This is a genomic window from Pseudoalteromonas sp. Of11M-6 (assembly GCF_022347905.1).
In the GTDB taxonomy this organism is placed as follows: domain Bacteria; phylum Pseudomonadota; class Gammaproteobacteria; order Enterobacterales; family Alteromonadaceae; genus Pseudoalteromonas.
This window is the reverse complement of the sequence record NZ_JAKRFW010000005.1, coordinates 95,303-110,132: the sequence shown is the minus strand read 5'-3', so window position 1 is coordinate 110,132 and position 14,830 is coordinate 95,303. Positions and strand designations below refer to the sequence as shown.

The following is a 14,830-nucleotide window of genomic DNA, read 5'->3' as shown; positions in this document are numbered from 1 at the left end:
AGGCGAAGCTGTGGACATTATTAGCAAAATTAAGGAAGGTTTGGGGCACTTTAGCCCTGCGGAAGAAAAAGTCGCTCGGCTTATTTTGGCTGAGCTTAACTTTGCCGCAAGCGCATCCATTAGTGAGTTAGCTGAAAAAGCACAGGTCAGTCATGCCAGCATCACACGGTTAGCGCGTAGCTTAGGCTGTACCAATGTACGTGACCTTAAGTTTCAGCTGACACAATCAGCCGCAATTGGTGAGCGTTTTACAAATCCTGAGCCAATTGAAAAAGAAAAGATTTCTCATGTTTATACCTCTATTCAGGAGATCCTTACGCTCAATGCGGGACTCATCGATGAAGCGGTTGTGGAGCAGGCGAGTGAAGTGATTTGCGCCACACGTCATTGCTTAATTTTTGGGGTTGGTGGTGGTAGCAGCCTGATGGCACAAGAATGTCAAAATCGCTTATTTCGCTTGGACGTACTTAGTAATGCTCACTCCGATCCTATGATGATGCGCATGGTTGCCGCAACGGTGAACAAAGGGGATGTGGTGATTTGCCTCTCGCTTAGTGGTGTTTCTCCTGATGTGAAAGCGGCGGCGCTTATCGCCAAAGAGTATGGTGCTGAGGTTATTGCTATTTGCCCAGTGAGCGACTTGGCGGACATTGCCGATCACCACTTAGCCATCAAAACTCAAGAAAGTGATTACATCTTTAAGCCCAGCGCTGCACGCTATGCCATGATGGCGGCAGTGGATATCTTGTCGAGCGAAGTTGCTATCCGCAATCAAAAGCGCTCAAGAGAAAAGCTTCGACGGCTTAAAACCCAGTTAGATCAGCATCGAGATAAAAACAGCAATATGCCACCTGCCGATAAACGCTTTCCGCTGGGGGATTAATGCTGAGCTCATCTCCTTATGTTGATACCCTCATTCAAGGCGCGACGGTGTATTTTGAACCAGATTCTGAAGCGCAAGTGGTGGATGTCGCGATTAGCAAAGACAAAATTGTTGCACTTGGCAACTGCAGCCATTTGCAAGCACAGCAATGCATCGATGCCACGGGATTAGTGCTCGCGCCGGGTTTTATTGACGTACATACCCATGATGACCTTGAAGTGTTGCGAGGCCCACATATGCTGAGCAAAGTGAGTCAAGGTGTCACCACCGTCATTGCCGGTAATTGTGGCATTAGTGCAGTGCCTTACTGTACAAATCAAGCGCCGCTCGACCCCATTAACTTACTCGGGGAGCAATCAGAATTCGCCTATCGTGAACTACAGGATTATCAACATGCCTTTAATAAGGCCGCTCCGAGTGTCAATTTAGCCATGTTAGTTGGTCATACAACGCTCAGAGCGCAGGTCATGACGGATTTATCTCAAGCCGCCAATGCGCAAGAGCTTGAACAGATGAAAACCTTGCTGCACCAAGCGATGGTGCAAGGGGCGATAGGCTTTAGTACAGGCCTTGCTTATTACAATGCGAAGGGGGCAAGTCAAGCTGAAGTGAATGCGTTGGCCGAGGTTGTTACACCATTTGATGGTATCTATACCACACATTTACGCACAGAATTTCAAGGAGTCATCCGAGCCATGGACGAAGCCTTTGCAACGGCAGAGCATGCCAAACTGCCGCTGGTTATTTCACATATAAAATGTGCAGGTAGAGAGAATTGGGGCAGGGCACCAGAGGTATTAGCGCATTTTGAACAGCATAGGCAAACACACCTAGTGAGCTGCGATTGCTATCCTTACGCCGCGAGTTCAAGCACCTTAGATCTTAATCAAGTGACGGAGGAGACGGACATTTTTATTACTTGGTCGGAGCCTCATCCAGAACTTGCACAGCAAAGCTTGGCAGACATTGCTACACAATGGCAAGTGTTTCAGCGTGAAGCGGCAAAGCGCTTGCAGCCAGCGGGCGCTGTGTATCACTGTATGCTGGAAGATGATGTGCAGCGGTTTTTAAGTTATGAACACAGCATGGTGGGATCCGATGGCTTGCCGTGCGATCCGCATCCGCATCCGAGACTGTGGGGGACATTTCCGCGGGTGCTTGGACATTACTGTAGAGAACAACAATCGCTGCCGCTGGCATTGGCTATCCACAAAATGACAGCGCTGCCAGCGGCGCGCTTTAAGCTGCGGCAACGTGGCAATATTCAAATTGGTTATTTCGCCGATCTGGTGTTATTCGACCCCAACCGGGTGTTAGACCAAGCAAGTTACAGTAATCCAAAACAACTTGCCTCAGGCATTGTGAAGGTTTGGGTGAATGGCAAGCTCAGCTATGTTGAGGGCGCGAATGCAGACACCATTGTCGATTTCGGCCGAGCAGGACGATTTTTAACGCGTCAAAACTAATAAAAATCAAAAATCATCAAGAGGTTAACATGACAATAAGAAGAATAGGTGCTGAGGGCGGCACGGGCACTGGTGGACAACACTTACCCTTTGCACGAGCGGTTGAAGCTGGCGGTTGGTTAAAGGTCTCGGGGCAAACGCCAATGCGAAATGGTGAAGTGGTTGAGGGTGGCATTGTAGAGCAGTCGCGTCTGGCCATAGAAAACTGTATCGCGATTATGACCGAGGCAGGTTATGGCCTTGAGCATGTTACACATGTCTCTGTGGTATTAACTGACGCAAGATATTTTCAGTCCTTTAATAAGGTTTTTGCAGAGTATTTTTCAGCGCATCCTCCTGCGCGAATTTGCATGGTTGCCGACTTAGTCGTGGACTGTAAAGTAGAGGTTGATGTCACCTGTTACAAAGGCGAATAGACGTTATACGAACAACAATGTTCACAGGAGGAGAAGCATGACGGATAGTCAGCAAGTGTATTTGCTTATTTTTCTGTTGTATTTGTCTGCCATGATAACGGTGAGTTGGCTGGCATCTCGGTGGCAACGGTCAAATTGTGACTATTTATTAGCTGGGCGAAAAGTACCGTTGATGCTGACACTAGGCACCACCGTTGCCACTATGGTTGGCACTGGCTCGTCGATGGGAGCGGTAGGCTTTGCCTATCAACACGGTTGGGCGGGCACGCTTTATGGCATTGGCGGCGCGCTAGGTATTTTATTGCTAGCTTGGTTGTTTGCACCGGTTAGGGCTGAGCGCTTTGCGACAATGAGCGAAGAGTTAGCAAGCTATGTAGGCAATCATCAAGTCGTTAAAAAACTCTTAGCGATATTGATTTACGCGGCAAGTGTCGGCTGGCTTGGCGCACATTTGATTGGCGGGGGCATGTATTTAGCTTGGCTCACTGGGCTAGATGAGACCAGCGCTAAACTGATTATTGGACTGGGACTTGCGGTATATGTGACCTTAGGCGGATATTCGGCGGTAGTCTGGACGGATGCTATTCAGGCCGTTATTTTGTTTTCGGGCTTTTTGTTGTTGACCTACTTTGTAGTCGAGGTGGTCGGTGGTTGGCAAACGCTAACCAGCGCTTCGGTTGCAGCGGGAGCTGGGCTCTTTTCATATCAAAATATTGGTTTGTTGCCTGCTATTTCAATGGCGCTGGCGGTGCTGGTGGGCGTATTGGCAACACCATCGTTTAGGCAGCGGATCTACTCCGCCAAAAGCATAAGCAGTATTCGTACGTCGTTTATTATCTCGGGATTACTTTATTTAGGGTTTTCATGTATTCCTGCTGTGATTGGTATTGGTGCTTATGCAGTTAACTCGAGTTTAGACAACCCTTCATTTGCTTTTCCCTATTTGGCGTTAACGGCGATGCCGGTGTTGATTGGCGGCTTTATTTTATTGGCGGGTATTTCCGCAACGCTTTCTAGTGCCAGCTCCGACGCTATTGCTGGAGTCAGTGTGTTGGTTGCTGATATTTATCTGACTTGGTGTAAGGGAAATATTGCGCCACACAATCCGCTTTTGGTCTCTCGTATTGCCATGTTGACTACCGTATCGCTGGCATTATTTATGGCGGTGCTGTCGAGCGACATTATCAGCTATATCACCAAAATGATTTCCGTTGTATTAGCGGGGCTTTGTGTGATGGGGTTATTGGGGCGCTTTTGGCAAGGTTATACTTGGCAAGGCAGTTTAGTCACCTTGATGGCAGGTTCAGTGGCTGCTCTGCTCGTTGGTATGAACGACGATTGGCTGGCTTATTTTGGTAACCCGATTATTCCTGCGCTGATCAGTGCTTTGGTGTTTGGTGTATTGACGAGTGTGGTGACAAAACCCAGTGTTACCGCATCGTCCGAAAAAACGGAAGTGACATCATGAAAGGCGCAATAAAACAGTTGCTGTGCTTTGGTGAATGCATGGTGGAGCATAGAGCAGATGGCACTAGCTCGTTTGGCGGTGATACTTTTAACACGGCTTGGTACATGGCTCAGTTACTCAAGCAAAGCAACGATAACCACATCGCAGTCAGTTTTGCCAGCGCCATCGGTACGGATAAGGCCAGCACAAACTTGCTTGATATGTTATCAAACACCAACATCAGACAAGACTATATTTCGCTTGAACCACATAGCGCGCTTGGCGAGTACTGGATTACGCTCGATGAGAAAGGAGAGCGACGCTTTACCTTTGCCCGTGAGCACAGCCCTGTAAGGCATTATTTTAAGCGTGATGAGACGTTAACTCAGGCACTTCACAACAAGCTTATTGATGCGATTTATCTCTCTGGAATAAGCCTTGCTATCTTATGTGAGTCGCAGAGAAAGCACTTATTTGAGGCGTTAGCTGCGTTTAAAAACAGAGGTGGGCTCATATTTTTTGATAACAACTATCGCCAAACCCTTTGGCGTATCGATAACCCAAAATTGAGTTATCAGGCTGTAATGGCGTTGGCGGACATCGCATTTTTAACCGACGAGGACGAATATGCAGTGTATGGCACCGCAAATGTGGACGAAATAATCGCAGAGCATCAAAAGCAAAGCTCACAACTCTTAGTTATTCGCCAAGGCGCTCAGCCATGTGTGATCGCGCCAGCTGACGATTCTTCACCTATTTATATCGCGGCGCAAAACGTAGCGCCGCAACTTATCTTAGATACCTGTGGTGCGGGCGATGCGTTTGCGGCGGGGTTTCTAGCGCATTGGCTGAAAGGTCGCGATTTGCAAACGGCTGCGTGCTTTGCACACCAAGTTGCCGCCGAGGCTATTCAGCATCACGGCGCGCTGATATCCGCCGACTTTCTGCCAAAGCTTGTTACTCAGGAATAGTGTAATGATGAGAATGTACTTTAGTGTTTTTTTATTCACCGTGTTGTTGCCGATTTTAACTGCAAAGGCAACACCACTGTCGCTTATGCCCATGCCGCAACAAGTGAGTATGACCGAAGGCTCGCTAGTATTTGATAACGAAATCAAGGTTGCGATACACGGCTTTAGTGCGCAGAGGCAGGCATTTCTGCTCGCCAGAATGCAGCAATACATTGAGCGCATTACTGGAAAACCTATTCCGATACGGGTAGTAAAGCGTGGCAAAGCGGACTTAACCATTCGCGTAGAAAATATCGAAACCGAGCTACAGTTTCCTCAGCTGAATATGCCAGAAGACTACCAGCTTCATATTGATAAGGGTGGAATAGTGCTTAGCGCAACCTCCGTTTTCGGCGCGCAGCACGGTCTTGCTAGCCTATTACAACTAGCTCAGAGCAAGGTCTTGGGTCAGTTAACACTCCCTTACACGGCTATCAGCGATGGTCCCCGTTTCCCTTGGCGTGGGCTACTTATTGATAGTGTTCGCCACTTTATGCCAATTGCGACAATAAAGCGCCAACTCGATGGTATGGCCGCGGCAAAGCTAAACGTTTTGCACTGGCACTTAACTGATGACCAAGGCTGGCGAATGGAAAGTAAGGTGTTTCCTAAGCTGACTCAACTGGCCTCAGACGGATTGTATTATCGTCAATCAGAAGTGAAAGAAGTGGTTGAGTATGCAAGCCTTTTAGGGATCCGCGTGGTGCCTGAATTTGGAATGCCGGGGCATGCAAGCGCGATTGCCGTCGCTTATCCAGAGCTGATGACTAAAGCGCAACCTTATGAGATGGAGCGTCATTGGGGAGTATTTAAGCCACTGCTCAATATCGCAAGTCCTGATGTGTACGCCTTTATCGACGATTTACTGGCTGAGATGACGAGTCTATTTCCAGACGGCTACCTGCATATTGGGGGTGACGAGGTAGAGCCTGAGCATTGGTTGGAAAGCCCTGAAATACAGGAGTTAATGGCAAAACATGCGTTGAAAGACGGTCACGACCTGCAAAATTACTTTAATACTCGTGTACAAAAGCTTATTGCTAAGCACCAACGTGTGATGATGGGATGGGATGAAATTTTTCATCCGGCGTTGCCTACGGATACTGTCGTGCAGTCTTGGCGTGGTCATGATTCATTAACTGCAATTGCAGAAGCAGGTTATCAAGGCATTTTATCAACCGGGTTTTATATTGATCAGCCGCAGTATTCATCATTTCATTACCGTAACGACCCACATCCGGTGCTACCGACAGTGGATCTCACTCAACCGCGAGTATTAAGCTTAGCCTTTACGATCCCACGCCTAAAAGGCAGCGCAGTCAAAGGCGAGCTTGTGGTGTTGGGCGAACAAGTGCTTATAAAGCTTAATAACAACCGCCATCAGCTAGCACAAACAGATAAGCCAATTACTAGCAAGACTCAGCAATTTACCGCAGCCATGGATAGTTGGATGGGACCGTTACAGTTTGAGTTTAATACAGCGCAGCAACAAGGCGCGGCAATGATTGGTAATAGCCGTTATCCGCTCACACTTGAGGCGCTTGAAAAACCACAGCCTGTCGAGGTTTCAACACCGTTAAGCCAAGTAAACGACGGGCGTATTTTAGGTGGTGAGGCGACCATTTGGAGCGAAATGGTCACCGAACATAATCTTGATATCAGAATATGGCCGCGACTTTTTGTGATTGCCGAGCGTTTATGGTCTGCTAAAACGCTTACGGATAGCAAGCAGATGTACGCGCGATTGGATCATATAAGCGATTTTGCACATAACGTCATTGGCTTAGGTCATAAAACGCAGCAACAAGCGGGTTTTAGTAGGCTTATCAGCACAACCTTGGATGAGCCAAAGCGCAAGGCTACGCTTGAATTACTCACTCATCTTGCAGAGCTTGTAGAGCCAAGTCACTATTACACGCGTCACCATATTAAGTTCTTAAACGACGAGTATCACCAGTTTGCAGCGCTTGATAAATTTGTCGACTATGTTGCGGTTGAAAGCCGTCAGGTGAGGCTACTTGAGGAGCGAGTCGCAAGCTATATCGCTGGTGATAACACTGCGTTAGCGCACATTGGCGCGATATTGCAACGTTGGCAAGCGGGGCTTGAGGCGTTAACACTGTTACAGCAAAGTCCCAAACTTACAGAAGCACACTCAACGGCGTTAAAGGTGACGCAGTTTATTGAATTGAGTCAGCAAGTGCTTAAGGTTTGTAAAGGGGTTTTACAGGCTCCGCACCTAGATAGCCATCTGCTAGCGCTGCAAAATTTAACGGATGAAGTGGTCATAACTGGAATATATCCAGTTCGAGCGCTTTACCTTCATTGTAAATAGGAAAAACATGAGAAAAGTTATATTCAGTTTATTTTTGCTACAGAGCAGTGGTTATGTAGCTGCCAACACGGTTGTAGATACACAAGATTGGATAACGGATGGGTTTTTCACGCAAGGTATTGAGGGACCTGCGGTGGATGCTGCTGGCGTGTTATATGCGGTTAACCATCAACAGCAAGGCACTATTGGTAAAGTGCCTGCGCAAGGCAGAGCGGAAACCCTGCTGACGTTAAAAAATGGCTCTATTGGTAACGGTATTCGCTTTGATAAGCAAGGAAATATGTATATAGCCGATTACGTCAATCATAACGTGCTCAAAGTCACCAAAGCAGCTCTTGCACAAGGTGGTGATTTGTCACAATCCGTGTCGGTATTTGCTCACGATAATCGCATGGATCAACCTAATGACCTTGCGATCATGGACAACGGAATTCTTTTCGCCAGCGATCCTAATTGGCAAGCCAGTAGCGGTAAACTTTGGCGTATAAATACAAACGGAGCAGTAACCCTATTAGAAACGGATATGGGCACCACCAATGGCATTGAAATTAGCCCTGACAATAAAACACTTTATGTGAATGAAAGCGTGCAGCGTAAAGTATGGCGCTATGAGTTAGACGAACAAGGCAATATTAGTAACAAACAATTATTTATCTCGTTTACCGATTTTGGCTTAGATGGTATGCGCACGGACAACCAAGGCAATCTTTATATCGCCCGTTATGGCGCTGGTGTGGTCGCTGTGGTTTCACCTCAGGGCAAGCTAATTAAAGAAATTAAACTGAAAGGCAAGTACCCGACCAATGTGGCTTTTGGCGGCGAGGAAGGTAAACGCTTATTTATTACCATGCAAAAACGCGGCGCTATCGAGATGGTAGAATTACCTAATGGTGTTTAATTGATATTTATACTTCGAGAAGTATAAATATCAAATCATAAATTTGAAATATGCGCTTTTTGATACTTTAATTACATCATTAAAGTTACAAGGAGTTACATTGTGTCATTGCTAAACCCTAAAGTAGGTCCTGTTATTGGTGTTACTACAGAGCAAACGGTTCGAGTTATGTGTGGTATTCAGTCTGCGGGAAAGGACGCTAAACCTAATTGCGGGTGGATTAGGATAAAACCGGCAGATGGAGATTGGGAGCAGCCAAAGCAGTTCAGGTTTAATCAAAACTTTTTTTATACGGGAGTGATAGAGCTTACCGGTTTAAGGCCAAATACTACTTATTGTTATCAAGTCGGTTATAATCCAACCTTTTCTGAACAGCGCATTGAAAGTGAGTCTAATTGGGCTGATTTACCTGAATATTCTTTCTCAACTCTAGGTAGAGAGGGATTCCGGTTTTGCTTTGGTTCGTGTCTTAGAAATAACGGTGATGAACGTTTTGGAAAAGCGCTTAGAGTAGTGAAAGCCTTTAATGAAGAAAAGCCGTTGGATATGATGCTTTGGTTAGGGGATCAAGTATATAACGACATGTATCTAGGTTTAACAATAAATAACTCAAGTACCAAGGACTTTAAGCGACTTTATCGTAAGTTTTTTGATAATCAATATGTTAAAGATATCTTATGTGCCATGCCTAATTACATGGTTATGGATGATCACGAAGTAGAAGATAGTTTTAAACACGGAGCTATTGACTACCAAGATACTAAAGTCAACTGGTTGACTAAAGATAAAGATAGGCTCATTAACAGCATTAATGCTTTCTATTCTTATCAGGCGTCACATGGGCCAATTTTTGATGTTATACCAAGTGATGTGCCGGGGGTCTCTTACGTTAAAGGGCAGGAGCACAATCAAGTACCTGTTCGCCATTATGCAGCGGTAGATTTTGGCAGCATTGGTCTATTTTTAATGGACTCTCGCAAAGAGCGAAGCTCTCAAGGGCTTATATCAAGAGCTCAAGAAAATGCCCTATTGGATTTTCTTAACTCTCATTATAAAGTTAAGCTAATAGGGACTTCTGTCACTTTTTTGGCTGATAATTATTCCAATGCAGACGCGGCGGATAATTGGAAAAAAGCTGCAGAGCAACGGAAAAGAATTTTAGATCACATGACGAAGAAAAATATTACAAATGTGTTCTTTTTATCTGGAGATGTTCACTCTCACTTCGCTTGTCGGCTTAACTATGAAGGAAAGCCCACTTCAATCCATCAATTAGTTTCTGGCTCATTATTCTGGCCAACTAGCTTTATAATTAACTCTATTCGTTGGTTTAAAGATGATGTTAGGTTTAGCAAAGCCATATATGGAGCCAGTAGATACTCGATATCAGAACCATTATCGACAACAGAATACGACTTTTATGCGAGCAATGGTGTCGCTTATGTTGAAGTTAAAGAGTCCGAGCTTATATTCGAAATAAGAGATACTAAGGGAAACGTGATCATTAGTAATGTGTTTCCCCTTGAGTGATATCTGTAGTGTTTTAAGAAGGTATAGTCCAGATGCCCTCCAAAATCTTGTGGAGGGTACATGATGATATTTTTGCTGTGTCGCAATTTTATCTTATATTTTCCGCATTGTGTCATGCCGAGTTTTATCTTAAAGTCAAAAGGAATCATACAATTGCGCTGCTTTAAAGCTATTTAACCTGAATTCGGGAAAGAAGTTAGTTAAGCTACCAAAATACCAAAGTTTAAAAGTGTAATATCACTCTAGCCAGAAGTTATCCCGAGTTCAGGTTATTTAGTCGACTTTCCTGCAAAATAAGTATCTTTTAGCTTGGTAATGACTTCGGTGCTTACCCAATAAATGTTTGATACATCACCGGGTTCATTATATCTGCCAAAAAACAGGTATTTACCATCGGGTGTAATTCTTGGAACGGTTTCTGAGTAACGGGTATTAACCCCTTCACCTAAATTAATAGGACTAGACCAAGTGCCATCATGCTCCTTAAAATAGACATATAGGTCGTTGTCTTTTCTACTATCATCGCCTCTGTGACGACTATTAACCAATAGGTAATCGTTAGCGGGCGAAATAAAGCCATGAAATCCAAAGTCAATGTCAATGGCTTTGGGAGTCGTAAACGCGCCGTTTTTATTTTCAGCGGTATACATTTTGCGTTCTGACATATTGGAGAAAACAGGTTTGCCATTTGCGCTTTGGTTGAAGTCTGAAAACTTACCCGTATTTATTGCCGAATCGAATCTTTTGGCCTCACTCCAGCCATTTTTGCTACGGGTAACGTACCAAATTCCAGACTCCTTGGGGTCATCTGAACGCGCAGTAAAGTAAATCCGGTTGTCGTTTAAGCTAACGTGGGGAACCAGTTCATAACTCATTCTTCCACGGGTGAAATCTGCGGTTTGAGGTTGAGTCCACTGTCCATTTTCTACCTTTGAATACATGATTTGTGGGCTTGAGTCTACAGTTTCTTGCTCTTTAAAGGCAGTAAAATACACTTCTGTAAGGTCTGGAGAGAACGACACGCCGAATTCATAACGACCATTAATGGAGATGATATTAGGAGCAAAGAGCTGTGCGGTTGACCCTGGTGGTGTCTGACCGAGCCAAGGTCCTTTTAGCCTAGGAAAGGCTTCATTAGCATGGACATCATTGGTGAGCATGATGACTGCAAAAAGCAAAGAGGTGGCGGGCTTTATAAAATTCATCCTGTTCTCCTTAGGCACTTGATAAACCTGCTCACAGTCGCAGGGGGGTTAGCGCTTTACATTATTATTTTGAACAGCGAACACTGTATCATCTTTGAACTAACTCCGTGTCTAAAAAAAAGCTAAGTTGGTTTAAGGACCTCAGGGCCTTTTTTGTAATGGTTATAACAGCCATTGTGTTTGTCGTCAGATTATTGCATTTTCAACCACAAGCTACCTAAGTCCAGCGCTAGTGCACCAGACTTTTTGCTAGGTTTTCAATCAGTAAGAATTGTTTGGCTATGTCTTCGGCCCAGCTGGGATCGTATTCTTTTTGTAGCTTTTTAGGGCTAAATAGGTTGGCTCCATAGTTAAGAGAGATCAGTATATCGCTACCTTCTATAAACATTTGGGCTTTTACTTCGGGGATTTTTAACCCTTTTGGTAGGTGACTGGATGAGAAGAACGTTTTGACTTGCGACAATTGCGCCATATATTCTGGCGTGAGTACTTCGCGGCAGGTTTCTTCATCTTTAGCATAGACTTGATACTCTTTTTCAAAGTCTTTTTGTTCAAATTTAACTCGCTGTAATCCTTTTAAAGATTGACGTCGATTTATCAGCATGTTCCAAAGCCCCGCATCTTGTAACACTACGATTGGAGTATCTACAGGTTCAGGCATACTCAGTTTTATAACTGCACCATTAAACAAACGTTTGCTGTCATTGTTCTGGTGATGCGTGCGTATATGCACTTCAGTAAAGTAAAAGGGAATGCCATTTACTTCGCCGTTAAATCCATCTTCAGCCACAGCTCGGCCTCCTTTGGCTAATATACCTGCACTGATAGCTTCCTCGCAGATAAGTAAATTACCGCCGACTGAATATTCTAAGTTAAGTGCTGAAGCAATTGGCGCCATCATATAAGCTCTAGTTAACACACCCTTAGTGAAAGACTTAAGAGAATGTTTTAACAAAAAGTAAATAGGAATTATTGAGATTAAGAGAAAAGGCGCAAGAAATAGTAAGGGGATTGCAATACCAACCGCCCACCATTTATAGCGCTTAAACGACTTCAATTTATTGTCAAGATCGCTATCAAAGCTGGATGTGGTTTTATCTAAATTGTAATAGGCCTCTTTTAACTGCATCTCAACGCCAGCTAGGCGTGGATCAATATGATGCAGAGACCTCTGTTCTAATAATGGCATAACTTTTCCTTGTAAGTCGCAATGGAGATTGAGAAAAAATTGTACCTTGTAATACTTTATAAAGTAAGTGATAAGAGTGGTGAATATAATAAAAGGCGAGTTCAACTTTTTACGTGACGTCTTTCACTAGGGCGTTTTGACCTTTGCTGTTTGATTTTTATTCTTCTGAGTGTGTTTTGGTCACGACACTCGACTTGCAGGGCATAAACCAGTTCGTACGCAAGCTTTGGCCTATTTAACTCAAACCCATGTCGAACATAAATTGAGTATCCGAATACCTGAGTGTTGTTTACTATCGTCTCGTCAATAAAACCTCGGGATTCCCCGTTGCTTTTAATGGCTTGTTCGCGATAGGAAATGGGACGGTATCAAGATGAATGACGCAAATTTTTCTGGATGCTTAATCCCTTTTTATTATTATCAGTGGTCAAGTGAGGTTTGATTTGGCACTTCGACACAGGCAGCGAAATCTATGATCACAAAAGTATCTGAAAAAGTCATCATCTCACATTGGCATATGGTTCTAAGGTCGTTATTTTCCTTGCCTATTGTTGTTAAAAACACTCTATGGTCAATCTACACCTTATAGAAGCGTCATGGTAAAGGGCCAAAATTTCATAAGGAAATATTAAAAACCCGCATAACTTTAGATGCGTCGGGCTTTTAGTTTATTTATATAAATTGGATAAGATTAAAAATGATAACTGACAAATACCGCGATGTTACTAATACTACTTTTGAAACAAACTAATGGTTGTAGTCAACACTCAAGGCGATAGTGTCGCTCAAATGCCAGTAGGCTATTACTAAAACAATGCACAGCATCCCACCTTGGCTTAGATACACGACTTATTTAACCTCTGGCCTATTGCAACAAATTTAACGCAGTAGAAAGGGATAACAGCTGCTAGAAAACATATTGTTATCCCGAGTTCAGGTTATTTATCAAGGCTGGCAGTCAAATTACCGCTTATTATACAGGTGCATACAGTCTTTTAGTTTGGGTAGTCGTGACTATGGATAACTAACTCATTTATAGCAGCCTGTTTCGGCGCCAACAGCTGAAATTGGTATAACACCTCAGATTTGGTACCTAGACTTTGGCAGGACACGAGAGCGAAACTATCCCTAAAACTCTCTAGTAAAATAAGGAATGCTCTAACTCTTTCCTTATGCAAATCTCTGGTTGAAAATTGTATTTTTTGGAATTTCTTATTGAGAATGATTTTTATTAGTGTTAACTTCTTAGGGAACATAACTCAGAATTTGTTTTTATCGTTTTTCATTTGTTAATATTTTGTTGTTCTGATGCGGTTAATAATGGGTGATGTAATAGATAGCTATATACGACTGAATAACTAAAAGTGAAATTCATTCTTATCTGACTTGTTGATATGGTGAAACATCCGGCTGTTCCCGGTAACTTACATGTTTCTCTAAAGGAAGTATTAGCTACAGATGCCTGAGTGATACGGGGATTGGAAGGGGGGTTAAAAATGACTATGTGTAGTGACATTGAAATAAGTACAGCGAATAAACAGCAGTATATTGATAATGTGGTTGGGCAGAATTTTGTGCAGTTGATGCCAGGGCTTTCTGTGAGCCTATCTTCAGCGCAGGATTTGGGGGCGGCAGATACTAAACATGTATTTCCTGGCGATGACCAATATATTCACATTAACAATGTTCTTGCGGGGAAGTTTGAAGCGACGGTCGGTAATACGCTTTTACAATGTGAGTGCGGAGACTTTAATATTGGTTTTTCGGGTGGGGAGAATTTTTGTGCTTACCATAGTAATGATTTTAGTAACTTAGAGATCATGATAAAACCCGAAGTGCTTAATGAGCTTGCTGGTGAAGAGCTCAGTGGGGTAGATCTAGGGAAAAGTATGTCATTCTTTGTGAAGCAAAGTGGCCCCAGTAGAAAAGTCAGCACATGTGCGAACCGTATTCATAAGTTGATAAAAGATCAAGAAGCCAACCCTCTGCTGCTGCATTCCGCTACGTTAGACTATCTATATTGGCATCTCACTGCACTGAAATCAGTTGACACGAGCAACCAACTCCCGCTTCGAGAGAAAAAGCAGCTTATTGCAGCTAGAGATTTTCTATTATCCGATCTTAGTTGCCCACCTACCATTTCAGATGTGGCTAAGGTGGTTGGATTAAACCAGTGTAAGCTAAAAAAAGGCTTCAAGGTGCTATTTAACAATACGGTTTATGGTTGTTTCCAAGAAGAAAGAATGCACAAAGCAATGAACCTATTAAAAGACAATAATGTAACCGAAACAGCCGTCTCGCTGGGTTATAGCAATGTAAGTCATTTTAGCGTGGCTTTTAGAAAACAATTTGGGGTGTTGCCTAAAGAAGCGAGACTGAACCTCGCTCCCAGTATTGTTTGTGGTTAATCATTTTTGAGTGTGTGCCCTGCGGGCTTTGCCCGCAACACAT

11 protein-coding genes are annotated in these 14,830 nt (G+C 43.9%); 9 read left to right on the top strand and 2 right to left on the bottom strand.

The genetic code is table 11. The features are described 5' to 3' along the window. Positions 1–10: 10 nt before the first annotated feature. From MHN32_RS04280 to MHN32_RS04245, 8 genes are all read left to right on the top strand, one after another. A complete protein-coding gene (locus MHN32_RS04280; RefSeq protein ID WP_010603924.1) occupies positions 11–883 on the top strand; it encodes a MurR/RpiR family transcriptional regulator in 873 nt (290 codons plus the stop codon). Then, positions 883–2,349 (top strand): D-aminoacylase, encoded by a 1,467-nt coding sequence (locus MHN32_RS04275; protein ID WP_239421018.1) that lies wholly within the window; start codon positions 883–885, stop codon positions 2,347–2,349. Before MHN32_RS04280 ends, MHN32_RS04275 begins: the two co-directional genes overlap by 1 nt. Before the next feature lie 29 nt (positions 2,350–2,378). Next, positions 2,379–2,765, top strand: coding sequence for a RidA family protein (locus MHN32_RS04270; RefSeq protein ID WP_102058244.1), 387 nt, complete (start codon positions 2,379–2,381; stop codon positions 2,763–2,765). Positions 2,766–2,802: 37 nt separating this feature from the next. Next, positions 2,803–4,233 carry a sodium:solute symporter family protein gene (locus MHN32_RS04265; protein WP_174169673.1) on the top strand — a complete coding sequence of 477 codons (1,431 nt, stop codon included), beginning with the start codon at positions 2,803–2,805 and terminating at the stop codon, positions 4,231–4,233. Beyond that, positions 4,230–5,183 (top strand): sugar kinase, encoded by a 954-nt coding sequence (locus tag MHN32_RS04260; RefSeq protein ID WP_239421017.1) that lies wholly within the window; start codon positions 4,230–4,232, stop codon positions 5,181–5,183. Before MHN32_RS04265 ends, MHN32_RS04260 begins: the two co-directional genes overlap by 4 nt. A gap of 4 nt (positions 5,184–5,187) precedes the next feature. Continuing rightward, positions 5,188–7,557 (top strand): family 20 glycosylhydrolase, encoded by a 2,370-nt coding sequence (locus MHN32_RS04255; RefSeq protein WP_239421016.1) that lies wholly within the window; start codon positions 5,188–5,190, stop codon positions 7,555–7,557. Positions 7,558–7,564: 7 nt separating this feature from the next. After that, positions 7,565–8,455, top strand: a complete 891-nt coding sequence (locus MHN32_RS04250; protein ID WP_239421015.1) for an SMP-30/gluconolactonase/LRE family protein — start codon at positions 7,565–7,567, stop codon at positions 8,453–8,455. 102 nt (positions 8,456–8,557) lie between these two features. Continuing rightward, entirely contained in the window at positions 8,558–9,985 is a 1,428-nt protein-coding gene (locus MHN32_RS04245) for an alkaline phosphatase D family protein (protein WP_102058248.1), read from the top strand. Between the two features lie 269 nt (positions 9,986–10,254). On the opposite strand, the gene MHN32_RS04240 is transcribed toward MHN32_RS04245, so the two are convergent. Together MHN32_RS04240 and MHN32_RS04235 are read right to left on the bottom strand one after the other, a co-directional pair. Then, positions 10,255–11,190 carry a hypothetical protein gene (locus MHN32_RS04240; protein WP_239421014.1) on the bottom strand — a complete coding sequence of 312 codons (936 nt, stop codon included), beginning with the start codon at positions 11,188–11,190 and terminating at the stop codon, positions 10,255–10,257. Between the two features lie 229 nt (positions 11,191–11,419). Then, positions 11,420–12,379 carry a DUF3137 domain-containing protein gene (locus MHN32_RS04235; protein WP_239421013.1) on the bottom strand — a complete coding sequence of 320 codons (960 nt, stop codon included), beginning with the start codon at positions 12,377–12,379 and terminating at the stop codon, positions 11,420–11,422. A gap of 1,496 nt (positions 12,380–13,875) precedes the next feature. Between MHN32_RS04235 and MHN32_RS04230 the strand changes: the two genes are divergently transcribed. After that, complete coding sequence (locus MHN32_RS04230; protein ID WP_239421012.1) at positions 13,876–14,787, top strand: AraC family transcriptional regulator; 912 nt, start codon at positions 13,876–13,878, stop codon at positions 14,785–14,787. Positions 14,788–14,830: the final 43 nt, after the last annotated feature.